The organism is Streptomyces avidinii (genome assembly GCF_014650695.1).
Lineage (GTDB): Bacteria > Actinomycetota > Actinomycetes > Streptomycetales > Streptomycetaceae > Streptomyces > Streptomyces avidinii.
Window position 1 is genome coordinate 172,852 of sequence record NZ_BMVL01000004.1, and the last position, 23,181, is coordinate 196,032.

Consider the following 23,181-nt stretch of genomic DNA (forward strand, 5'->3'; position numbering starts at 1 on the left):
GCCGCTGCGACGAGGTCCGCCGGAGAGGTCATCTCCAGCGACCAGGTGGTGAGTGTGATGGTGCTCATGCAGCTCAGGGAACCATGCCGGGCCCCGTGCGGCCCAGGCGGGCCCGGATCACCGCCGGAGCCGTCGAGTGCGGGAGCAGCGCGGCCGGGTCCCGGGGGCGGATCAGCTCCACCTCCACGTCCTCCGCGAAGCGGTACGGCCGGTGCGCGAGGACCCCCGCGAGGTGGCGGCGTACGCGGGACAGCTCCGCGCGGACCGTCACCGTCCGCGTCGGGTCCCCGAACACCTCCCCGGCCAGCTCCGCCGCCGAGCGCCCGCGCGGGCTCTCCGCCAGCAGGAACAGCAGCTCCGCGTGGCGCGGACTCAGCTCCTGCGACCAGCTCCCCGAGGGCCCGTACACCGTCGCCGACCAGCAGCGCGCCCGGCTGAGGTCCAGCACGATCCGCGACACCGCCGTACTCGTACGGTCCTGCGCGACCCGCAGCAGCCAGCCGCCCGGCAGCGGCTCCACCACGCACTCCCCGAGCTGCGGCACCCACACCCGGCCCGGCCCGAAACTCTTCGGCAGCGGGATCCGCTCGGCCGGGACCAGCCCCGTCACCGCCGCCGTCCAGCCGTTCGGGTCCACCGCCAGCGCCCGTCCCGGCAGGCGGGCCAGCAGCGGGGCCGCCACCGTCCGCAGCCGCTCCAGCGACTCCAGGTGCCGTACCCGCAGCTCCCGCTCCGCGAGGCGCGCCACCGAGCTGACCCACGCGAGGGTCGCCGGGTGCATGGTCGCCAGTGGCCCGCTGACGTCGACCACGCCCAGCAGCCGCCCGTCGCGGGGATCCCGTACGGGCGCCCCGGCGCAGGTCCAGTCGTGGTGGCTGGAGACGAAGTGCTCGGCCGAGAACACCTGCACCGGGCGCCGGGCCACCAGGGCGGTGCCCACCCCGTTCGTGCCGACGACGGCCTCGTCCCAGTCCGCCCCGACCGCGAAGCCGAGCCGGTCCGCCTTGCGCAGGATCGAGGAGTGGCCCTCCCGCCACAGCAGCCGCCCGTCGGCGTCCGCGACGACCATGATGTGCAGCGCCTCGTCCAGGGCGGGCAGCAGCCCCTCGCGCAGCACCGGAAGGATCTCCCGCAGCGGCGACACGTGCCGGCGCTCCTCGGTCTCTGCCGCCGACAGCATCCGCGAGCGCGCGTCCCGGTCCGGGTGCACCCCGCCGGCCAGCATCCGGCGCCAGGACTCGGCGATCTCCGGTCTCGGGGCGGCCGGCGGCCGGTCCCCGGCCAGCGCCGCCGCCCGCACCCCCTTGAGCAGACGAGCCGCCGCCCGCGCGTCCATGGCCGAGATGCGAGCCGCATCGACCGTGCTGCCTGTGGTGTCGGCCACCGGAACCTCCCCGTGCGAACAGGACGTACGACACAAGCCGCCCGGGTGGTCCGTGCCCACTGCTTCCCCGGGCACCCCGACGGACGGCTGCCGACCCAAAGGTTGCAACGGTATGCAACTCTCGCCAAGTCCCGGTCCGCCGACCGAAACTGTCCGGACGCCGCAGAGCGGCGTGCCGGCTCCTCCTCGGGGCTTCGGATCAGGGGTGGTGCCGAGTCGGCGCGGCGCCACCCCTGTACCGGTCGACGGGCCCGGATCCCGGTCGGGAGCGGTTTGGGGACCGCAGCGGAGCCCGACGGGGGCTCCCTTCCTAGCCCGTGATCCGTGCCCGTTCCACCACCGCGCGCAGGTCGAGGCTGTGCGGCAGCGTGCCGAAGGCCGCGCCCCAGTCGCCGCCCAGCCGCGAGGCGCAGAAGGCGTCCGCGACCTCCGGCGGGGCCCACCGCACCAGCAGGGATCCCTGGAGCACCAGCGCCATGCGCTCGACCACGCGGCGGGCCCGCGCCTCGATCCCGTCCAGATCGGCGAGATCCGTCAGCAGGTTCTTGATGGCCGAATCCAGCCGGTGGTCGGCGCCTCGGGCCAGGCCGACCTCCTGGAGGAAGGCGTTCAGTGCCTGCGGCTCCCGCTGCAGGGCGCGCAGGACGTCCAGCGCCTGTACGTTGCCCGAGCCCTCCCAGATGGAGTTGAGGGGGGATTCGCGCAGCAGTCTGGGCAGCCCCGACTCCTCTACGTAGCCATTGCCCCCCAGACATTCCAGGGCCTCCGCCACCATCGGCGTACAGCGCTTGGTCACCCAATACTTGGCGGCGGGCACGGCGAGGCGCAGGAAGGCCTTCTCCTGCTCGGTCCCGGCGTCGTTGGCGGCCGCCAGGCGCAGGGTCAAGGTGGTGGCGGCCTCCGACTCCAGGGCGAGGTCGGCGAGCACGTTGCGCATCAGCGGCTGGTCTATGAGCAGCGCTCCGAAGGCAGAGCGGTGCTCCGCATGGTGCACGGCCTGCGTCAGGGCCTGCCGCATCAGCGAGGCCGAGCCGATGACGCAGTCCAGCCGGGTCGCCGCGACCATCTCGATGATGGTTCGCACCCCGCGGCCCTCCTCACCGACCCGCCGCGCCCAGGTCCCGTCGAACTCCACCTCGCTCGATGCGTTCGACTTGTTGCCCAGCTTGTCCTTCAGCCGCTGGATCGCGAACACGTTGCGCGTACCGTCCGGCAGCACCCGCGGCACCAGGAAGCACGTCAGCCCTCCCGGGGCCTGCGCCAGCACCAGGAAGCCGTCGCTCATCGGCGCCGAGCAGAACCACTTGTGCCCGGTCAGCAGGTACTCGCCGGACGCGTCCAGCGGCACCGCAGCCGTCGTGTTCGCCCGTACGTCGCTGCCGCCCTGCTTCTCCGTCATCCCCATCCCGAAGAGCACACCGCCCTTCTCGGCGGCCGGCCGCAACCCCTGCTCGTACACGTGCGAGGTCAGCCGCGGCTCCCATTCGGCGGCCAGCACCGGATCGGTGCGCAGCGCCGGCACCGCGGCGTGCGTCATCGAGATGGGGCAGCCGTGCCCCGCCTCGGCCTGCGACCAGACGAAGAACCCGGCGGCCCGGCGCAGGTGCCCGGCCGGACGACCCCAGGCGTCGGTCAGCCCGGAGGCCACGGCGTGCCCGAGCAGCCGGTGCCAGGACGGGTGGAACTCCACCTCGTCGATCCGGTTGCCGTACCGGTCGTGCGTCCGCAACCTGGGCGGATTCTCGTTCGACTGCACACCCCATTCCTGGGCCTGCGCGGAACCGGCCGCGCGCCCGAGGCCGGTGAGCTCCTCCCTTACCTCGCCGAGGAGTTCGGGATCGGCGGATGCGAGGTGACGCTCGACGCCCTCCGTGAGGGCCCGATCGCCGCCGTAGACGTCGTGGCCCACCAGGGGCGGGGCCTGGTTGCTGACTGTGTGGGTGGTGGCTGCCATGCGGATACCGTAAGGACGTGCAGCCAGCAAAAGAAACACCCGAGCGGATCCCAGGACGGCTCCACCGGGCCCGCGCCCTCTACCGCAACGTCTCGAAGCGGAAAATGGGCTGGCTGCTGCTGAAGGACACCGTCAACTCGTGCATCGAGTACCGGATCCTCGGGCTGGCGGCCGAGGCGGCGTTCTTCACGCTGCTCTCGCTGCCCCCGCTCTTCCTGGGCCTGCTGGGCCTGCTCGGCTACGTCGACGGCTGGACCGACACCCGGACGGTCGAAAGCATCGAGGAGAACATCCTGCGGGCGGTCGGCACCGTCCTGTCCGACCGGGGCGTCAACGACATCGCGCGGCCCCTGCTCGACGACGTCACCGGCCGCGGCCGCCCCGACCTGATCTCGCTCGGCTTCGCCTTCGCCCTCTGGTCGGGATCGCGCGCCGTCAACGTCTTCATCGACACCATCACCGTGATGTACGGGCTCGACGGCCAGCGCGGCATCGTCAAGACCCGGCTGCTGGCCTTCCTGCTCTACATCATTGCGCTGCTCATCGGGGCGATCGTGCTGCCGCTGATGGTGGTGGGCCCGGACGCGGTCGTCCGGCTGGTGCCCTGGGGCACCGAGGTGATCGCGATCCTGTACTGGCCGACCGTGACCCTGCTGTCCATCGCCTTCCTGACCACGCTCTACCACGTGTCCGTACCCGTGCGCTCGCCGTGGATCGAGGACGTGCCGGGGGCCCTGGTGGCCCTCGCCATGTGGGTGCTGGGCTCGTTCCTGCTGCGGATCTACCTGACCAACACCGTGGAAGGGCCGACGATCTACGGGTCGCTGGCGGCGCCCGTGGCCGTACTGCTGTGGATCGGCATCTCGGCCTTCGCCGTGCTGGTCGGAGCCGCCGTCAACGCCGCGATCGACCGGGTCTGGCCGTCGGTGGCCACCGCCGCGGCCCGCGAGGCGAACGAGCGGGCCCGCGAGGCGGAGGCCGCCCAGCTGATCGCGCGGGCCGCCGCCTGGCGGGCGATGGCGGAGGGCGAGTCGGAGGACGACGAGGACGCCGGGATGCCGTCGGAGTTTCCGGAGCGGTGGTCGAAGTTCCTGCCGCCGGAGGACTACCACTCCCGGCTGCGCAAGCACTGAGGAACCCGGACGGGACGGCCGGACGGCCAGGACATCGTCTAGGCCGGGCCCTTCACGCCCCAGGCGGTCAGCAGCCCGGGGGAGAGCGCGGCGCAGTCCGGTGAGTCCAGGTAGCGGATCGCCTCGTCGATCGCCGCATCGTCGACCAGACCGGTGGCCGTCATCGGCTCCCGCGCGCGGTCCCACGTACCGGCCCAGAACCGGCTGATGGGGCTGCCCGGCAGCAGCGGCGGGACGAGGATCTCGGCCCCCACGGACAGCAGACCGGCCTCCCGCAGGTGCCGGGGGTAGTCCGGCACCCACGAGACGTCCGTGCCCAGGCTCTCCCGCAGCCCCTGCCACATCGCCCGCATCACCCGGCCGTACGTGGCCGTGGGCGCGGCGGGGGTGGTCAGGTCGACCGCGTCGCCGAGGACCAGGACACCGCCCGGGGCGACCAGGGAGGCGAGCTTGCCGATCATCCGCGGCCAGTTCCGCAGGTGCATCAGCACGAACCGGGCGTGCACCAGCCGGAAGCGGCCCGGGCTGAAGTCCAGGGCGGTGATGTCCGCCTCCAGGGGGGTGAGCCCGGCCGTCGGGTGCGCCCGGAGGAAGGCCGTGTCCCGGTCGACGGCCAGCACCTCCGAGACCCCGGCCCGCTCCAGGAGGAGCCGGGCGACGGTGCCCGTACCCGCGCCCACGTCCAGGCAGCGCCAGCCCGGCCCGGCCCCCAGCGCGCGCAGCCGGGCCAGGGTGAAATCGTCGTAGGCGAGGGCGCCGAGGTCGATGCGGTCGTCCTCGCCCGCCAGCTCCGGGCGGAACACCGCCTCGCCGTAGCGTCCGCCGGCCGGCGACCCGCCTGCGGGCGTTCCCGGGGCCGGCGTGCCGTCGGCCCCGCCGTCGGCTGCGCCGTCGGGACGCGGCGGTTCGTCGTCGGGCAGATTCACGTCCGGACCTCTTCACGGGCTGGGGAGCAGCGGGTGCGGCCCGCATCGGCGTCGCCGCCCCACCGATCCTCCACCGGCGCCGGACGGCCCCACCGAGGCGCGCCGGGCCTGATCCGAATGAGCGGCCCGGTCCGTAACCTGGAGGCGTGTACGAGGAAGCTCCGTCGGCGGTCGTCCCCGGCGCCGTGCTGTGGCGGGCCGCGGGCGGCGGCCGGACGGTGCTGCCCGACGGCTGCATGGACCTGCTCTGGGCCGACGGCCGGCTGCTGGTCGCCGGACCCGACACCGGGCCGCATCCTGCCGGGGAGGTCCCGGGCGGCGCCTTCGCCGGGATCCGGCTGGCGCCCGGCACCGCGCCCGCACTGCTCGGCGTACCGGCGCACCTGCTGCGGGACCGGCGCGTCGAGCTGACCGAGCTGTGGCCCGCCCACGAGGTGCGCAGGCTGTCCGGGCTGGTCGAGGGACACGTCGAGGGGTACGGGGACGCGCGCGCGGGACTCGAAGCGCTGGCCCGCACCCGATCCGCCGCGGCCGGGCCGCCCGACCCGCTGGCCGCCGAGGTCGCCGCCCGGCTCCGCGCGGGGGAGGCGGTGGCTGCGATCGCCCGGGCCGTGGGCCTCGGGGAGCGCCAGCTGCACCGGCGCTCGCTCGACGCCTTCGGGTACGGCCCCCGGACGCTCGGCCGCATCCTGCGGCTGCGCCGCGCCCTGGCCCTGGCCCGTGCGGGCATGCCGTTCGCCGAGGTCGCCTGCGTCGCCGGGTACGCCGACCAGGCACACCTCGCCCGCGAGGTGCGTGCGCTGGCCGGGACGACGCTACGGGCCTACGCCGCCGGATCCGACGGGGCGAACAGCGAGACCCCGCCGCCGTCCGGGTCGAGCACGACGGCGTAGCGCTGGCCCCAGAAGGCGTCCCAGGGCTTCAGGTGCCCGGTGTGCCCGGCGGCCGTCAGCTCCGCGTACAGCGCGTCCACCTCCGCCGGGGAGTCGCACAGGAAGGCCAGGTCCCGACGGCCGTCGCCGGTGGGAGGGGTCCAGGACGGGTCGAAGGACCGGACGGTGTCCTCCGTGTCCCACGCGATCCGCAGGCCCCCGGGCAGGACTGCTTCCACGTGCGGCAGGCCGTCCGCCTCGGCCGGGATGTCCAGCCCGAGGCGGCGGTAGAAGGCGAGCGAGGCGGCCATGTCGGAGACCACCATGCCGAACAGATCGAGTCGAGGAGTCATGGCAGCAGGCTAGGCGCGCACCGGGCGCCCGTCTTGAACGAATCGGACACCGGCGGCGCCGTGTCCCGTCGGTCCGCAGGGCATCGGTACGGGCCGCGGCCGGCCACCGGCGTGCTGCGCCGCGTCACCCTCGTCGGCACCGCACCCGACCCGCAGGGTCGACCCGACGGCCGCGCCCGGGCCGCGTACCCGGACGGAGCCCGGTCACAAGCCGCGGCCTAGGCTTCCGCCGTGAACGACACGACACACGAACTGCGGATCAGGCCGGGCGTCCCCGCCGACGCCCCGGCCGTCCTGGACATGCTCGACGCCGCGGTGGCCTGGATGAACGCCCGCGGGAACACCGAGCAGTGGGGCACGACCCCGTACTCGCAAAAGCCCGGAGGGGCTGCCCGGGTCGACCGGTACCTGACCGAGAACACCCCGTACGTGGCCGAGTCGGCCGGGGTGCCCGTCGGAGCCATGGTGCTGGACTCCGGCCCCAGCCCGCAGATGCCGATCGCCCCGGCCGGGGAACCCGAGAGGTACGTCCGGCTATTGGTCTCCGACCGGCGCCACGCCGGTCTGGGCATCGGCGCGGCCTTGCTGGCGCACGCCGCCGAGGAGACCCGGCGGGCCGGCGTCGGCCTGCTGCGCGTCGACTGCTGGGCCGGTGGCGGGGGCGAACTCGTCGCCTTCTACGAGCGCAACGGATTCACCCGCACCGAGCCCTTCCTGTCCGACGACTGGCCGGGACAGGTACTGGCCCGCCGGCTCGGCTGAGGCCGCCCGGAAAAACAAGTGGCCCCGGCGGGAGCGGGCTTGTTACGGTGGGTCCGTTCCCGCCGACCGGTGGGGAACGACGGCATGTGTGTGGACCCGGAGGTGAGTTCGTTGATGACTGTCATTGCGCAGGGCGCTGCCCGCACTCAGAAGACCATCAATGTCACTTCTGTGGTCTCCGGCTGACCTCACACCTCTTCGCGCGCCGCCACCGAGCGAGCGCACGCGGCCGGGGCCACCCTGTGAAGGGTTCCCCTTGTCTCTCTCGTCCTTCTCCGCTTTCCCCTCCACCTCGCAGATCTCGCTCCCGCACGCCCTCGCCCCGTTCGGCTGGGACGACGCATGGGAGGCCGAGTTCGCCCCGTACGCCGAGCAGGGCCTGCTGCCCGGCCGGGTCGTACGCGTCGACCGCGGCCAGTGCGACCTCATGACCGCGGACGGCATCGTCCGCGCCGACACCGCCTTCGTCACCCCGCACGACCCGCTCCGGGTCATCTGCACCGGGGACTGGGCCGTCGTCGAGGCGGCGGGCAGCCCGCGCTACGTGAAGGCGTACCTGCCGCGGCGCACCGCCTTCGTGCGGTCCACCTCCTCGCAGCGGTCCGAGGGGCAGATCCTCGCCGCCAACGTCGACCACGCCATCATCGCCGTCTCCCTCGCCGTCGAACTGGACCTGGGGCGCATCGAGCGCTTCCTCGCCCTGGCCTGGGAATCGGGGGCGCAGCCGCTCGTCGTCCTCACCAAGGCGGACCTGGTCCCCGACCGGGCGACCCTCGGACACCTCGTCCAGGACGTGGAGGCCACCGCGCCGGGCGTCCAGGTCCTGACCGTCTCCTCCGTCACGGGCGAGGGTACGGACGTCCTCGCCGCGATCGTCGGCGACGGCACCAGCGTGCTGCTGGGCATCTCGGGCGCCGGCAAGTCCACCCTGGCCAACGCACTGCTCGGGGCCGAGGTCATGGAGGTCCAGGAGGCGCGCGAGGTCGACGGCAAGGGCCGTCACACGACCACCACGCGCAATCTGCTCGCCCTGCCGGGCGGCGGCGTCCTCATCGACACGCCCGGACTGCGCGGCGTCGGGCTGTGGGACGCCGAGACCGGTGTCGGCCAGGTCTTCTCGGAGATCGAGGAGTACGCGGAGCGCTGCCGCTTCCACGACTGCGCCCACGAGGCGGAGCCGGGGTGCGCGGTGCTGGCCGCGCTGGAATCCGGCGAGCTCGCGGAGCGCCGCCTGGAGAGCTACCGCAAGCTGCTGCGGGAGAACCAGCGCATCGTCGCCAAGACGGACGCCCGGCTGCGGTCGGAGATCCGCCGTGACTGGCGCCTGAAGTCGGCGGAGGGCCGCGCCAACTATGCCGCGAAGCGGACCGGCCGGGCCTGAGGCACGTGACGTCCGTGGGCGGGGCGGACTCGCCGCCGCCCCGCCCACGGACGCGTCAGCCGGGCTGCCGCAAGGCCTGTTGCGCGGTGCAGGTGATCCGGCGGACCGACGACAGGGCGTACCCGGCCGTCACGTACCCCGCGATGACCGACAGGGGGCCGAGCGCGGCCAGGCCCAGCAGGGCGGACGACATCAACGGGTCGCCGGGCTGCTGCCGAGGGGCAGCGGGCGCCGGGGGCGCAGCGGGCGCCGGGGGCGCAGCGGGCGCCGCGGGCGCAAGGACGACCGGGGTCCCCGCCTGCACTTCGAAGACCGGGTCATTGCCCCTGTCCACGGCCTGCACCGCGAGCAGGTGGACCACGGCCAGCAGCACCGTCCCGGCCATCATGAACACCCCGCCGTACAGGCAGGTGAGACGTAGGCGGCTCACGGAACGCCGCTGCGGCCAAGGCCGCTCACCGGCCACGGCATCAACGACCACACGGCCCCCGACTCGGACAGGCACCTGTACTTCCCCCCTTGCGACGTGACAGGCCATCACTCCCCAACTGTCGCTGTTGCTCCCCTAAGCAGAGCGTCAGTACGGCGGCGGTGGGAGCCGGTGAGTGCCGGCCGGCCCAGGCCGGCCCGGGTCGGCTCCGGTCAGAGCCCCCACACATGGACGCGCTCCGGGTGGATCCGGATCACCTCCGGACTGAAGTGGGGACCCAGCTCGTGCGGGCCCGTCTCCAGCGTGGCGCGGCCGCGGATCTCGATGCCGCGCACCTTCCACGGCCGGGTGCTCACCAGGTCGTCCACGACCAGGGACAGCCGCGGGTTCCCCTGCAGGTTGCGCCACTTCTTCGTCGTGCCCATCGCCAGCCCGCCCACCAGGATCGTGCCGTCCCCCTGCGGGAAGAACCCCACCGGGTTCGCCTGCGGCTGACCGGCCGCGTCCACCGTGGCCAGCCGGCCCAGATGCCGGGAGCGCAGGTACGCCAGCTCCGCCTCGCCGAAACCCTCGAATTCCCTCATATCGGTGAGCCTGGCAGCCCTCGCACCGCGCCGCATCGGGCCGCAGCCCTACGCCGGGGGGCGTACGCCGCCGCTGCGACGGCTACTGCGCCGCCACCGCCCCCACCCACGCCCCGACCACCAGCAGGCACGCGAACAGCTCCACCAGCACGCTCGTCCCCACCGAACGCATCACCGCCCGCACCGAGGCCCGGGCCTCGCCGTGCGTCCCCAGGCGGCGCCGCTCGCACAGGTAGATGCCGCCCACGAAGCCCGGTACCGCCCCCACCACCGGGACCAGGACGAAGCCCAGCACCGCGCCGGCCCCCGCGAACACCGCCGTCCGGGGGGTGACGCCCAGCCCCCGCACCCGCCGGGGCGGCAGCAGCCACTTCACCACCTGGACCACCAGCAGCAGGGCCGTCGCCGCGACCAGCAGGGACCAGGAGAGCGTCGAGCGCACGTGCAGCGCCCACCACAGCAGCCCCGCCCACACCAGCCACGTGCCCGGCACGCCCGGGATCAGTACTCCGACCACCCCGAGCAGCAGCACCAGACCCACCAGGAGCAGCTGAGGCAGATCCATCTGCTCAGCGTGACCGACCAGGGGCTATCGGGCCACCCAGCCCCGCTCGAACGCGTGCCAGCCCAGCTGCAGCCGGGTCGTCACCCCGGAGAGCTCCATCAGGCCCTTGACCCGCCGCTGCACCGTCCGCAGCCCCAGCTCCAGGTGCTTGGCCACGCTCGCGTCCGTCATGCCCGCCAGGAGCAGCGAGAGGATCTCCAGATCCGTGGCGTCGGGACTGCCCCCGGACTCCTCCGCCGAACCGGCCGGCCCCAGCCGCAGCGGCAGCGACTCCCGCCACACCGCCTCGAACAGGCCGGTCAGCGATTCCAGCAGCCCCGACGCGTGCACCACCAGGGCCGCCGGCTCCGCCCCGCGGGCCGTCAGCGGGACCATGGCCAGCGTCCGGTCCGCGATCACCAGCTTCGTCGGGACCCGGTCCGTCACCCGGACCTGCTCGCCCCGGGCCAGCGCCGCCGACGCCTCCCGGATCCCGCTGGGCAGGCTCAGCACCTCCCGCTCGATGACCACCCGGTAGTCCACCCCGCGCCCGGAGGCCCGGTCCTCCGCGTCGTTGTCCGTCCCCGTCACCACCTGGGGCCGTCCGGTGACCAGCGCGCAGACCTCCTTCTCCGCGCCCAGCTGGATCTGGTGGAAGCGGTGCGCCACCGCGCTCGCGCCCTGCACCACCTCGACCAGGTCGTGCACCGCGGGCTCGGTCGCCTCCGCCCGGTACTCCTCGGCCAGGAGCGCCGCCGCCAGCTCGGCCTGCTCCAGCTCGTGCCGCTGCTGGGTCAGCAGGGCCCCGAGGGCCACCCCCGGCGGGGCCGCCACCCAGCGCCCGGGCCGGGCCGATGACTGCGCCGCCAGCCCGTGCCGCTCCAGGTGGCGCAGGGCCCGTTCGGTGTGCGGAACCGGCAGGGTCAGCCGGTGCGCCAGGTCGGGTACCTCCGCCGCCCCCAGCGCGACCAGCGCGCGGTACGCCGACTCCTGCCCCTCGTCCAGCCCTATCGCACCCAGCAACCCGTCCACCCACCTTTCGACACGCGCCTGGCGGGAAGCGGCCACGGCGCAAACCCGCCGCGGACATCATCGCCGCACCCCCCGCCACTCTGCCAAGGTGACGCCACCGCAGCACCAACATCCGCTGGCCAGAAGCCATTTACGCGGCGCTTTCGCCGTGCAATGCAGTAGTTGGCCGGAATTCACCTGGGGAGAGCGATGCGTCCGATATCGCGCACGGCGCTCGGGGCGGCCACCGCGGCCGTCCTGGCCGTCACCGCCGTCGGCCCGTCCACGGCACAGCCCGCCGACGGAGCGCCCGGAGCGGGAAGGAGACCACTCGTGGGCAGCGAGGCGGCCGGAAAGCAGCCCACCGCCCCCGTCACGGTGACCCTGGTCACCGGAGACCGGATCCTGGTGTCCACCGACGCCGCCGGCCGCACCGCCGCCACCGCGATGCCGCGCGCGGACGGTTCACAGCCGCTCGTGCAGACCCGGCAGTCGGGCAAGGACCTCTACGTCCACCCCGAAGGCGCCGTCAAGGCGCTCGCCGCCGGCAAGGTCGACCCCGAGCTCTTCAACGTCACCGGCCTCGTCCGGCAGGGCTACGACGACGCGCACACCAAGAAGCTGCCGCTCATCGCGGTGTACGACGGTTCCGTGAACGTGGCGCGCAGCGCCCCGCCCGCCCCGCGCGGCGCCGACCGCTCGCTCGTCCTCGGCTCCATCGGCGCCGTCGCGCTCGCCGCCGACAAGGAGCAGGCCGCCGCCTTCTGGTCCGACGTCACCGGTACGGACGCCCGCGCGCGCTCCGTCTCGGGCGGGCTCAAGAAGCTCTGGCTGGACGGCAAGGTCCGGGCGAACCTGGAGCGCTCCACGAAACAGGTGGCCGCCACCGCCGCCTGGGCCGCCGGGTACGACGGCAAGGGCACCAAGGTCGCCGTCCTCGACACCGGCACGGACCTGGACCACCCCGACCTGAAGGGGCGGGTCTCGGCGTCGAAGAACTTCACCGACTCCGACACCGACGCCGACCGGCAGGGCCACGGCACCCACACCATCTCCACCGTCGGCGGCTCCGGCGCCGAGAGCGGCGGCGCGAAGAAGGGGGTCGCCCCCGGCGCCGAACTGCTCAGCGGCAAGGTCCTCAACGACGGGGGCTACGGCCTGGATTCGTGGATCATCGCGGGCATGGAATGGGCCGTCGAGGCCAAGGTCGACGTCGTCTCCATGAGCCTCGGCGATCCCTCCCGGACCGCCTGCGACGACCCGCTCGCCACGGCCGCCGAACGGCTCTCCCAGCAGGGCCCGCTGTTCGTCATCGCCGCCGGCAACTCCGGCCCCGGCAACAACACGCTCTCCTCGCCCGGTTGCGCCGCCTCCGTGCTGACCGTCGGAGCCGTGGACCGCGACGACACCACGGCCACCTTCTCCAGCCGCGGCCCGGCCGGTCTCCAGCACACCCTCAAGCCCGAGATCGCCGCCCCCGGCGTCGGGATCTCCGCAGCCGCCGCGGGCGGTCGCGGGGTGTACGCCTACCAGTCCATGTCCGGCACCTCGATGGCCACCCCGCACGTCGCGGGCGCCGCCGCCATCGTCAAGCAGCGCCACCCCGACTGGACCGGGCAGCAGATCAAGGCCGCCCTCGTCGGATCCGCGAACACCAAGGTCCCCGGTGACGTACGGGAGACCGGTGGCGGCCGCCTCGACGTGAAGGCCGCGATCGACACCACCGTCACCGGCGCCCCCGCCGTCCAGGGCGGCGCGTACCACTGGCCGCAGGACCGCAGCGACCGCACCACCGTCGAGGTTCCGTACACCAACGCCGGCACGAGCGCCGTCACGCTGAACCTCGCCGTCGAGAAGGTCACCGGCAACGACGGATCCACCGTCCGCAGCCAGGTCGCCCGACTCGACCGGCGCACCGTCACCGTCCCGGCCGGGGCCACCGTCAAGGTGCCGCTGGCACTCGACCCGGCCGCGAAGCTGGAGCGCTCCCAGTACGGGGACGTCACCGGCCGCGTCGTCGCCACCGCGAGCGGCGTGCGCGTCTCCACTCCCTTCTCGCTCTACGTCGAGCCGGAGACGGTGACCCTGCGCGTCAAGCTCGTCGACCGCGCGGGCCGGCCGGCCGCCGGGCCGTCCTCCCTGGACGTGATCGGCACCGACGACGCCACCGGCGAGCGCCGCTTCAACGACGGCTCCGTCGACCAGGTCTACCGGGTGCCCCCGGGCGCCTACTTCCTCGCCGCCTTCGTGGGCACCCCCGACGCGGGGGAGGGCGCCGAACTGATCGACTCCCTCACCTATCTCGGCCGCCCCCAGGTCGAGGTGAAGAAGGACACCACGATCGTGCTCGACGCCCGCAGGGCCGGGCGCCTGAACATCGCCGCCGACAGGCCCGTCGAGGCCCGCAACACCACGCTCGGCTTCGCCCGCAGCTGGGGTCGTGATGCATGGCTGCACGCGGGCACGGCGATGGGCGGCCGGACCATCCGCGGCTTCTACGCCTCCGTCGAAGGCCGCGCCAAGGACGGCGACTTCGAGTTCGGCAGCTACTGGCGGGCGGCCGCGCCGCAGATCACCGAGCTGAACGCCGTGGGCGGACCGGTCCTGCACCCGCTCACCGCCTCCACCGGCAGCGACAACCTCGACGGAACCGGCAGCGCGCCGCTCGTCGACGCGGGCTCCGGCACCCCCGAGGAACTCGCCGCGGCGGGCGCCGCCGGCGCGGTCGTCCTGGTGAAGGCGGTCGACGGGGCACTGCACGAGGTCGCGCAGAACGCGCAGGCCGCCGGCGCCAAGGCGGTGCTCGCCCACCGCGAGGCACCGGGCCGCTGGGTCGCCTTCACCGGTTACGCGGGCGGCGCCCTCCCCACGATGGCCATCGAAGCCGCCGAGGGGCAGGCGCTCCTGGCCAGGCTGAAGACCGGCAGGGTCACGCTGTCCTGGAAGGCCACGGCGAAGAGCCCGTACGCCTACTCCCTCGCCTTCCCCGAGACGGGGGAGGTCAAGGGCAGCCGGACGTACCGCGTGCGCGACCGCGACCTCGGCCAGGTCGAGTCCTCCTACAACTCCATGGGTGTGGCCGCCGACTTCATCGACCTGGCCGGCGCCTACCGGCCGATCGGCAGCGCGGTGTACTTCGGCGGGATCGAGACCGTCGCGGCCCCGGGCACGCGGACGGACTACTACTCCGCCGGGGACACGGCCTGGGACCAGATGCTCTCCAGCAGCTTCCCCTGGGGCGAGTTCATGGTCGGTGAGCAGCGCACCTACACCAAGGGTCAGAAGGTGAAGGTGAGTTGGTACGACGGGATCATCGGGCCGGTCGCGCCGCGCGACCTCTCGGGCAAGGAGACGCTCGCCGCCGAGCGGCAGGGCAACCTGATCGGCTTCGCCCCCGCCATGTGGGGCGACGGCGGCCACGCCGCGCAGCCGGGCTCCTTCGGTGACATCGGCGGGCTCCAGCTCAAGCGGGGCGGCGAGGTCATCGGGGACAGCTGGTACCCGTTCGGCGTCTTCGAGGTCCCGGCCGAGGAGGGCCGCTACGAACTGACCCAGAGCATCGAGAAGATCGGCCCGCCCGCCCGGGTCTGGCAGCGGTCCACCTCCGTTCTGACGACCTGGGGCTTCACCTCGAAGCTGGACGCGTCGGCGTACTCGCAGGGGCTGCCGCTCCTCTTCCCGCGGTACGCGGCCCCGCTCGACGGGATGAAGACCGTGGAGGCGGCGAACGGCCAGAGCATCGGGCTGGGCGTCACCGGGCACGCGGGCTACACCCCGGGTGCGCTGAAGTCGGCGAAGCTGTCGTACTCCTACGACGGTGAGAACTGGACGCAGGCGAAGGTCGGTGAACGGGGCGGCCGCTGGACCGCGGTCGTGGACCACGCCGGCGCCTCCGGCAGGCCGGTGTCCCTGAAGGTCGAACTGACCGACGCGAAGGGCGCCACGGTCAGCCAGACGGTCGTACGGGCATACGGCGTGCGCTGACCCGTACGGGTATCGCGCGAGGGGTCCACCGGACGGCGGTCCGGTGGACCCTTTTCCCGCATTCGGCGTTTTCCACCCCCGTGGGGGGCCAAGAATGGAGCCATGAGTCAGCAGGGCGCGGACGACTGGTGGCAGAAGCTCTACGAGGGCCCGGACGCGGGAGCGGAACCCGACCCGGGGGACACCCTGGACAACCGGTTCCGCTCGGCGGCGGGCGTGACGACGGAACCGGCACCGAACCGGGGCCAGACCCTGGGCCACGGCCCGGGCCAGGGTGCGGGGCAGGGCTCGGGGCCGGATCCGGGCCCCCCGGAGCCCCAGCGCCCCCCGGAGCCCGCGCGCCCCCCGGAGCCCCAGCGCGCCCCGGAGCCGCTGGTGCCCGGCCCCCGGCAGGGGGACGCGGAACCGGGGCCCGCCCCGGCCCCCGCCCCGACACGGACCCCGGCCCTGCCCACCCTGCCGCCGCCGCGGGATCCCCGGGCGGGCGACGCCACCGGGTACGCGCTCGGGGGTGTGGCCGTGCCCCCGGTCCCGGTGCAGGAGCCCGAGCTGCCGGTCCGGCGACCGGAGTCGCCGCGCACGGAACCCCGGTTCGATCCGCGGCCGGTAGCGGCGCCGGAGGCCGCACCGGATCCGGGTCCCGAGGAGGCACCGGCTCCCGGGTGCGCAACGGTGGCGGCCGGACCCGCGGCCGCCCGGCCCGAGGTGTCCCACCTCGGCGACCGCGCCCCCACCTACGCTCCGGAGCCGGGAGCCCTCCCGCCCGCCGACCCGGCCGCCCTCGAAGGGCTGACCCCGGACACCGTTCTGGAGGGCGCCCGCTACGGCACCTACACCCTGCGCGCCGCCTCCCTGCGCGGGGACTCCGCCCGCTACCGCGGCGAGGCCCGCCGCGATTTCCTGCTCACCGCCCGGTTCGGCAGCGGCGACGACGCGCTGGTCCTGGTCGCCCTCGCCGGCGGGGACCGGGCCGCCCCCGGGGCAGCCGAAGCCGCCGCCGACCTGTGCCGCACCGTCGCGTCCGCCGTCGGGCGGAGCCAGGACCGGCTGGCCGAGGACATCCGGGCAGGGCGCCGCGACGCGCTGCGTTCCGGTCTCCAGCGCCTCACCGACCGGGGCTACGGGCGGCTCCGGGCCCGCGCCGCCGAGCTGGGGCTCGCGGAGACCGCGTACACCGCGGGACTGCGCGGGCTGCTGCTCCCGGTGGACCCGCAGTGCCGCACCCGGGTGAGCTTCGGCGCCGGCGCGGGCGGGCTCTTCCGGCTCCGCTCGGGCGAGTGGCAGGACCTGGAGCCCGACGGGCAGCCCGAGGACACCGAGGGAGGTTTCCGCTTCCGCGCGTCCGTGGCCCGGCCGGGGGACACCCTGCTGCTGTGCTCCGGGGGGCTGGCGGAGCCGATGCGGGAGGAGGCCGCCCTCTCGGCGGAGCTCGCCGCGCGCTGGTCCGAGCAGGAGCCGCCGGGTCTCGCGGCCTTCCTCGCGGACACCCAGCTCCGCCTCAAGGGGTACGCCGACGACCGCACGGCCGCTGCGGTCTGGGAGGCGTAACCGGCGCACCCGTGGCTGGATGGGAGGCACACGCGGCAGAGCCGGAGCCGGACCGGAGCCGGACCGGGGCCGGACCCGAGACCGGGAAGGGTGCCTCCTCATGGCCAAGCAGAACGTGGCGGAGCAGTTCGTCGACATCCTCGTACGGGCCGGCGTCCGCCGGATGTACGGGGTGGTCGGCGACAGCCTCAACCCCGTGGTGGACGCGATCCGCCGGACGGACGGCATCGACTGGGTGCAGGTCCGCCACGAGGAGACGGCGGCCTTCGCGGCCGGCGCCGAGGCCCAGATCACCGGCCGCCTCGCCGCCTGCGCCGGCTCCTGCGGCCCGGGGAACCTGCACCTCATCAACGGGCTCTACGACGCCCAGCGCTCGATGGCCCCGGTCCTGGCACTGGCCTCGCACATCCCCTCGGGAGAGATCGGCCTCGGCTACTTCCAGGAGACCCACCCCGACGAGCTCTTCCGCGAGTGCAGCCACTACAGCGAGCTGATCTCCAACCCGCAGCAGATGCCCCGGCTGCTGCAGACCGCCGTGCAGCACGCCATCGGCCGCAGCGGGGTCAGCGTCGTCGCGCTGCCCGGGGACATCGCCTCCCTCCCCGCCCCCGAGAAGGCGGTGCAGCATGCCCTGGTCACCGCCCGGCCGACGGTACGGCCCGGGGAGGGCGAGATCGAGAAGCTGGTCCGCCTCGTCGACGAGGCGGACCGGGTCACGCTGTTCTGCGGCAGCGGCACGGCCGGGGCGCACGCCGAGGTGATGGAGTTCGCCGGCCGCGTCAAGGCGCCCGTCGGGCACGCCCTGCGCGGCAAGGAGTGGATCCAGTACGAGAACCCGTACGACGTCGGTATGAGCGGGCTGCTCGGCTACGGCGCGGCATACGAGGCCACCCACGAGTGCGACCTGCTGATCCTGCTCGGCACGGACTTCCCGTACAACGCCTTCCTTCCCGACGACGTGAAGATCGTCCAGGTGGACATCCGGCCGGAACACCTGGGCCGCCGCTCCCAGCTGGACCTCGCCGTCTGGGGGGACGTACGGGAGACCCTGCGCGCCCTGAACGCGAGGGTGCGGGCGAAGACGGACCGCCGCTTCCTGGACCGGATGCTGAAGAAGCACGCCGACTCCCTGGAAGGGGTGGTGAAGGCCTACACGCGCAACGTGGCGAAGCACACGCCGATCCACCCCGAGTACGTGGCCTCGGTGCTCGACGAATTGGCCGACGAGGACGCCGTGTTCACCGTCGACACCGGCATGTGCAATGTGTGGGCGGCGCGCTATCTTTCCCCGAACGGCAAACGGCGCATCATCGGCTCCTTCAGCCACGGCTCGATGGCGAACGCCCTTCCGCAGGCCATCGGCGCACAGTTCACCGACCGGAAACGTCAAGTGGTGTCGATGTCGGGCGACGGTGGTTTCTCGATGCTGATGGGAGATTTCCTCACCCTGGTGCAGTACGACCTGCCCGTCAAAGTGGTCCTCTTCAACAACTCGTCCCTCGGCATGGTCGAGTTGGAGATGCTGGTTTCCGGCCTGCCCTCCTACGGGACGACGAACAAGAACCCCGACTTCGCGGCGGTCGCGCGCGCGGCGGGCGCCTACGGGGTCCGCGTGGAGAAGCCCAAGCAGCTCACAGGGGCTTTGAAGGATGCTTTCCGGCACCCGGGACCCGCTCTGGTGGATGTGGTGACGGACCCCAATGCCCTGTCGATTCCTCCGAAGATCAGGGCCGAGATGGTGACCGGATTTGCACTGTCCGCCAGCAAGATCGTGTTGGACGGCGGGGTGGGCCGCATGATCCAGATGGCTCGATCCAACCTCCGTAACGTGCCCCGCCCGTAAGCCCGCAGGAGTGCGGAACCGCCCGGGGGGCATGCATCCCGTAGACCTGTTCGAGAGCGTGGACACGGGAGGGACATCGCCGTGCGGGTGGGGGCGAAGACCGGAAAGCTGTGGGGGAGAGGGAGGCCGGTGCCGCGCGAACCGTCCGCCGGCGAGGACGGGGGAACGGTGGACATGCTGCGCATCACCCGGAGTGTACGCCGGGCCGACCTGAAGGCGGTGGGTGAAGTCCGCAGAGCACTGAGGGAGTTGATGCGCCACCGGTGCCGGACCGATGCCGCCGAGGTGGCCGAGTTGCTGATCACCGAGCTCGTCACCAACGCGCTCGTCCACACCGACCGGGGTGCGGAGGTGCACGCGAGTCTCGCTGCGACACGCTTACGGGTGGAGGTGCGGGACTACGTCGCACGCCGGCCCCGGCCGTACGTACCGACCGCCGACGACGGTACGCACGGCCGGGGACTGCTGCTGGTGCAGGCGCTCGCCGACGACTGGGGGGTGGACGCGCTGGCCCTGGGCAGCGGCAAGGTGGTGTGGTTCGAGCTCGACGGACGGCATGACCCGTCGTACGACGCAGGGCCCGCCTGACCGGCGGGCCCTGCGGGGGTTTCCCCCGGCATCGGGATCTGTCAGCCGAACTGCTGCTCCAGGTCCTTCAGTTTGCGCTCCAGTGAGTCCAGTCGGGGGATGGTCTGGGTGTCGTCCTCGGCGGTGAGGTCCACCGTCCGGGTGCCGGTCACGTCAGTGGATTCGGTTCGGTTGACGGCCTGCAGGGAGGGCCGGCGTCGCAGAGGCAGTTGTCCCGGATCCGATATGGCCGGCTCCGCGCCGACCGGCGCGGAGCCCGCTCCCTGCGTCAGTTCCGGTAGCTCGACCTGACGGCCGCGCGACCGCCCGAACGCCCGGTTCTGCCGGCCCAGCGCCTTGATGCGCGCCCGGTCCAGCCGGTTCTGGTCGCGCCGGCGGTGCCGGTCCTGCTCCCTCTCCTTCTTGTCCTCGCGCACCTCGTCCACGGCTTCGTCGAGCGTGCGTACCCCCTCCAGCAGCATGAGCGACCAGGCGCCGAAGGTCTCCCGGGGGGCCCGCAGCCAGCGGACCATCCGGATCTGGGGCAACGGCCGCGGGATCAGGCCCTGTTCGCGCAGCGCCGCCCGGCGCGTCTGCTTGAGGGCGCGGTCGAAGAGCACGGCCGCCGAGAGCGACATCCCCGCGAAGAACTGCGGGGCCCCGTCGTGACCCAGGCCGCGCGGGGCGTGCACCCAGTTGAACCAGGCGGCCGCGCCCGCGAACAGCCACACGAGCATGCGCGAGCCGAGGGCCGCGTCACCGTGGCTGGCCTCGCGCACGGCGAGCACCGAGCAGAACATGGCGGCGCCGTCGAGGCCGAAGGGGACCAGGTACTCCCAGCCTCCGGTGAGGTTGAGGTTCTGCCGGCCGAAGCCGACCAGTCCGTGGAAGGAGAGCGCGGCGGCGACCGCCGCGCAGCAGAAGAGCAGGACGTACGAAGCGGTGCCGTAGACGGCTTCCTTGCGCCGCCTTCGTTCCTCGCTGCGCTCCCAGCTGTCGTCGGCCGCGGCCTTCTCGCTCTCGCGCTTGCCACGGGCCAGTACCGCAACTGCCGCAAGTACGCCCAGGATCAGCAGGCTGCCGGGCAGCAGCCAGTCCAGCGATATGTCGGTCAGTCTCATGCGGATGTCCCTTGCCTCGCGTATGCGGCTATGCGGCTGTGCGGCTTTCCGGGCGCCATAGTGGCGCAGCGGGTGAGGCGCGCACGCGGGTTTCGGGGCAAGTGGACGCCATCGGGGGGCGGGGCCCGCCGGATAGGGTGTTGTGACTCGAACTGGCGCCCGTGCGAGCCCAGTTGTGTTCGAATTCGGTCAGCCGTACGGGGTGGGTTCAGGCGGCGTTCGCCGCGAGGCGGGCGATACGGTCGGCGTCGCAGGTGCGGGGGCAGGTGACGCAGGTGTCCTCGGGTCGGATGGTGTAGAAGAAGCAGCAGCCGGCCCGGTCCCGGGTGGGCAGTTCCTCGCCGGCGGGCCCGGTGAGCGTACGGAACCCCGCGCCCCCGGTGTACGGAGCCGTCGAGCCGGGCAGCAGCGCCTCCAGCTCGGCCATGGCCCGCTGTTCCTCGCCGAGCAGGCTGCCGATGTACCAGAGGCCCTCCACGACCTCGTCGGTCACCATGCCCCACAGGGCGCGACGGCCGCGCCGCATGCGCGGGCCGAAACCTTCCAGCAGCGGTCCGAGGTGATGGGCCACCGCAGCCCGCACCTCTTCGCGCAGCGCCTCCTCGTCGGGCACGACACGGGCCCCCGGGAGTGCGGCCGCAGGATCGTCCGGCAGGCAGGCGAATTCCCCGACGCGCACGCTCATCCGGCCGAGGGTCCGGTGGAAGGCCACCTCCGCGACCGGGAACCGCGGGGCCCGCCGGTGCAGGAACCACGGGAGGGTGATCAGCAGGCAGGCCGGCCACGCGTACCGGTGCAGCCCGAAGCCCGCGATCACATCGGGCCGCGCGTGGGTCCCGTAGTCCCGCAGGACCTGGGCGTTGTCCCAGGCGAGGAAGGCGTCCAGGGCCGGCCCGCCGGCCGCGAGCTCGTCCGCGCCGACCCATCCCGCACCGCGAGGGAGGGGTTCGTCAGCGGCTCGCTCGACCACGCGCAGCCCGCCGTACGCCTCGGCCAGCCGGTCGAACGCATCCGTCACCGCAGAGCCGGGCGGGGCGGATGTGACAGCCGAGAAGGTCGTGACGGTCATGACGGGCCACCGAATCACAGAATCACACGATCGTTAACAGGTTAGCCTTACCTTACCTGATCCGGCTCGATCCGCACCCCCCTCGCCCGGCGCACGCCGTCACTTATTCTCAGGACAGGTCGAGACCCGCAGGAGGACCGAGTGCACGAAACGGCCCACGCCCGGGTACCGGCACAAAGGCAGAAGGTGTTGCGCCATTCGGTGCGCGGTCAGGTGCTCGACGCGCTGCGCGCGGCCCTGATCGACGGCGAGCTGGTGCCCGGTGAGATCTACTCCGGCCCGGCCCTGGGAGAGCGCTTCGGGGTCTCCGCCACCCCCGTGCGCGAGGCGATGCAGCAGCTGGCCCTGGAAGGGGCGGTGGAATGCCTCCCGAACCGGGGGTTCCGGGTGCTCTCCCGCAGCCCGCGGGAGCTGGCCGAGCTGGCCGAGGTACGAGCGCTGCTCGAAGTCCCCGTGATGCTCCGGCTGGCCCGTAGCGTGCCCGCGGACGCCTGGGAGGCCCTGCGCCCGGCCGCGGCCGCCACGGCCGAGGCGGCGGCCGCCGGTGACCTGCCGGGGTACGCGGAGACGGACCGGGACTTCCACCGGGCCGTGCTGCGACTGGCCGGCAACGACCAGCTGGTGCAGGTGGCGGAGGAGCTCCACCGACGCGCCCAGTGGCCCCTGCCGGGTGCTCCGCGGGTGCGGCGGGCGGATCTCGTCGCCGATGCGGCGGAGCACTCGGCACTGCTGGAGGCACTGATCGCGCGGGACCTGCCGGTGGTGGAATCGCTGGTGCGGGAGCACTTCGCGGGCTCGCCCGGCTGACCGGAGCCCTGTCCCGGGCCCCGGGCCCCGCGCCTCAATCGCCGGCGGGGCTCAGGATCGGGGCTCCGCCCCGGACCCCACGCCTCAAACGCCGGCGGGGCTGGATTCGGTCGGGTGGAGTTGGTCCGCCAGCCAGGTGGGGATGCCGCCCAGCAGGTGGAACAGTCGGCGGGCCTCCGCGCGGAGCCGGGCGGCCTCCGGCTCCGGCTCGGCCTCGGCCAGCGCCGCCAGCGCCGGGGCCGTGCCGATCAGGAAGCCCAGGTCCTCCCGGATGCGCAGGGATTCCGCGAAGCCCTTGCGGGCCTCGGCCACCTCCCCGTCCCGCAGGGCCAGTGCGGCCAGATGCCGCCAGGTGAAGGACAGCAGCAGGGTGTCCCCGTGCGCCTCGGCCCCTGCGTGGGCCCGGTGGTAGGCCGGACGGGCCGACTGCGGGGCATCCGCCAGGTGCTCCGCGACGAGCCCGCGCCGGAAGTCCAGCAGCGGGCGGGTCCGGGACCCCGGGGACAGCAGGGCGGCCGCCCTGCCCAGCGCGGAGCGGGCCTCGTCGGCCCGGTCGCGCACCCCGAGCACGGTCGCCGCGTACGCCAGCTGACCCCGTTCGCACGCGGCCGCGCCCCGGTCGTCGTCGTCCTGGGCGACCGCCTCGGCGATCCGCAGTGCGTCCTCGGCCTCGGCCCAGCCCTGGCCGGTGAACAGGCAGCGCTCCACCAGCAGCGCGGTCCGCTGTACGGCCGCTCCGGCACTGCCGACGTGCGGCGTCAGCAGCGCCGCGGCATCGGTCCAACAGCCGCGCGAGCGCAGCCGCCATATCGCCCGCTGAAGGGGGTCGTCCCCTCCGGTTGTTCCGGCACCCGACATGGCGGTGTCCGCCACATTGCCCTCCCCAAAGCAACCAAGCAGCGCGTCAT

20 protein-coding genes are annotated in these 23,181 nt (G+C 73.5%); 9 read left to right on the plus strand and 11 right to left on the minus strand.

Annotation, left to right across the window (positions count from 1 at the left end; translation table 11 throughout):
• Positions 1-73 precede the first annotated feature (73 nt).
• Positions 74-1,336 (minus strand): GAF domain-containing protein, encoded by a 1,263-nt coding sequence (locus IE257_RS11865; protein ID WP_189968300.1) that lies wholly within the window; start codon positions 1,334-1,336, stop codon positions 74-76.
• A 358-nt stretch (positions 1,337-1,694) separates the two neighbouring features.
• The gene (locus IE257_RS11870) at positions 1,695-3,338 is read right to left on the minus strand and encodes an acyl-CoA dehydrogenase family protein (RefSeq protein ID WP_189967618.1); all 1,644 of its coding nucleotides are present in this window, start codon (positions 3,336-3,338) and stop codon (positions 1,695-1,697) included.
• Between the two features lie 17 nt (positions 3,339-3,355).
• Here IE257_RS11870 and IE257_RS11875 point away from each other — a divergent pair, with 17 nt between their 5' ends.
• The gene (locus IE257_RS11875) at positions 3,356-4,471 is read left to right on the plus strand and encodes a YihY/virulence factor BrkB family protein (RefSeq protein ID WP_189967620.1); all 1,116 of its coding nucleotides are present in this window, start codon (positions 3,356-3,358) and stop codon (positions 4,469-4,471) included.
• Positions 4,472-4,509: 38 nt separating this feature from the next.
• Here the strand turns inward: IE257_RS11875 and IE257_RS11880 are convergent, their stop codons facing one another.
• A complete protein-coding gene (locus tag IE257_RS11880) occupies positions 4,510-5,274 on the minus strand; it encodes a class I SAM-dependent methyltransferase (protein ID WP_229920334.1) in 765 nt (254 codons plus the stop codon).
• 269 nt (positions 5,275-5,543) lie between these two features.
• Here IE257_RS11880 and IE257_RS11885 point away from each other — a divergent pair, with 269 nt between their 5' ends.
• Entirely contained in the window at positions 5,544-6,290 is a 747-nt protein-coding gene (locus IE257_RS11885) for a helix-turn-helix domain-containing protein (protein ID WP_189967624.1), read from the plus strand.
• Here the strand turns inward: IE257_RS11885 and IE257_RS11890 are convergent.
• On the minus strand, positions 6,221-6,622 hold the full coding sequence (locus IE257_RS11890; RefSeq protein ID WP_189967626.1) for a VOC family protein: 402 nt from the start codon (positions 6,620-6,622) through the stop codon (positions 6,221-6,223). The genes IE257_RS11885 and IE257_RS11890 overlap by 70 nt on opposite strands.
• 231 nt (positions 6,623-6,853) lie before the next feature.
• Here IE257_RS11890 and IE257_RS11895 point away from each other — a divergent pair, with 231 nt between their 5' ends.
• The gene (locus IE257_RS11895; protein ID WP_189967628.1) at positions 6,854-7,384 is read left to right on the plus strand and encodes a GNAT family N-acetyltransferase; all 531 of its coding nucleotides are present in this window, start codon (positions 6,854-6,856) and stop codon (positions 7,382-7,384) included.
• 256 nt (positions 7,385-7,640) lie between these two features.
• Positions 7,641-8,765 (plus strand): ribosome small subunit-dependent GTPase A, encoded by a 1,125-nt coding sequence (rsgA, locus tag IE257_RS11900; RefSeq protein WP_229920288.1) that lies wholly within the window; start codon positions 7,641-7,643, stop codon positions 8,763-8,765.
• A 55-nt stretch (positions 8,766-8,820) separates the two neighbouring features.
• Here the strand turns inward: rsgA and IE257_RS11905 are convergent, their stop codons facing one another.
• The 4 genes from IE257_RS11905 to IE257_RS11920 form a co-directional block, all read right to left on the minus strand.
• Complete coding sequence (locus tag IE257_RS11905; protein ID WP_189967632.1) at positions 8,821-9,195, minus strand: hypothetical protein; 375 nt, start codon at positions 9,193-9,195, stop codon at positions 8,821-8,823.
• Positions 9,196-9,407: 212 nt separating this feature from the next.
• Positions 9,408-9,779: a PPOX class F420-dependent oxidoreductase gene (locus IE257_RS11910; protein ID WP_189967634.1), complete on the minus strand. Its 372-nt coding sequence runs from the start codon at positions 9,777-9,779 to the stop codon at positions 9,408-9,410.
• Between the two features lie 82 nt (positions 9,780-9,861).
• Positions 9,862-10,344 (minus strand): DUF456 domain-containing protein, encoded by a 483-nt coding sequence (locus IE257_RS11915; protein ID WP_189967635.1) that lies wholly within the window; start codon positions 10,342-10,344, stop codon positions 9,862-9,864.
• A gap of 24 nt (positions 10,345-10,368) precedes the next feature.
• Positions 10,369-11,346, minus strand: coding sequence for a helix-turn-helix domain-containing protein (locus IE257_RS11920; RefSeq protein WP_189967637.1), 978 nt, complete (start codon positions 11,344-11,346; stop codon positions 10,369-10,371).
• Between the two features lie 198 nt (positions 11,347-11,544).
• On the opposite strand from IE257_RS11920, the gene IE257_RS11925 reads away from it, so the two are divergent.
• The 4 genes from IE257_RS11925 (at position 11,545) to IE257_RS11940 (ending at position 19,297) form a co-directional block, all read left to right on the plus strand.
• Positions 11,545-15,318 carry a S8 family peptidase gene (locus IE257_RS11925; RefSeq protein WP_189967639.1) on the plus strand — a complete coding sequence of 1,258 codons (3,774 nt, stop codon included), beginning with the start codon at positions 11,545-11,547 and terminating at the stop codon, positions 15,316-15,318.
• A 102-nt stretch (positions 15,319-15,420) separates the two neighbouring features.
• Positions 15,421-16,866, plus strand: a complete 1,446-nt coding sequence (locus tag IE257_RS11930; protein WP_189967641.1) for a protein phosphatase 2C domain-containing protein — start codon at positions 15,421-15,423, stop codon at positions 16,864-16,866.
• 100 nt (positions 16,867-16,966) lie between these two features.
• Positions 16,967-18,709: a pyruvate dehydrogenase gene (locus tag IE257_RS11935; RefSeq protein WP_189967643.1), complete on the plus strand. Its 1,743-nt coding sequence runs from the start codon at positions 16,967-16,969 to the stop codon at positions 18,707-18,709.
• A 174-nt stretch (positions 18,710-18,883) separates the two neighbouring features.
• Positions 18,884-19,297: an ATP-binding protein gene (locus IE257_RS11940; RefSeq protein ID WP_189968302.1), complete on the plus strand. Its 414-nt coding sequence runs from the start codon at positions 18,884-18,886 to the stop codon at positions 19,295-19,297.
• 41 nt (positions 19,298-19,338) lie between these two features.
• Here the strand turns inward: IE257_RS11940 and IE257_RS11945 are convergent, their stop codons facing one another.
• The gene (locus IE257_RS11945) at positions 19,339-20,397 is read right to left on the minus strand and encodes a DUF2637 domain-containing protein (protein ID WP_189967645.1); all 1,059 of its coding nucleotides are present in this window, start codon (positions 20,395-20,397) and stop codon (positions 19,339-19,341) included.
• 208 nt (positions 20,398-20,605) lie between these two features.
• The gene (locus tag IE257_RS11950; protein WP_189967647.1) at positions 20,606-21,466 is read right to left on the minus strand and encodes a (2Fe-2S)-binding protein; all 861 of its coding nucleotides are present in this window, start codon (positions 21,464-21,466) and stop codon (positions 20,606-20,608) included.
• A gap of 105 nt (positions 21,467-21,571) precedes the next feature.
• Between IE257_RS11950 and IE257_RS11955 the strand changes: the two genes are divergently transcribed.
• The gene (locus IE257_RS11955) at positions 21,572-22,273 is read left to right on the plus strand and encodes a GntR family transcriptional regulator (protein ID WP_372453017.1); all 702 of its coding nucleotides are present in this window, start codon (positions 21,572-21,574) and stop codon (positions 22,271-22,273) included.
• A gap of 84 nt (positions 22,274-22,357) precedes the next feature.
• Here IE257_RS11955 and IE257_RS11960 read toward each other — a convergent pair whose 3' ends face one another.
• Positions 22,358-23,146: a hypothetical protein gene (locus IE257_RS11960; protein WP_229920290.1), complete on the minus strand. Its 789-nt coding sequence runs from the start codon at positions 23,144-23,146 to the stop codon at positions 22,358-22,360.
• Positions 23,147-23,181: the final 35 nt, after the last annotated feature.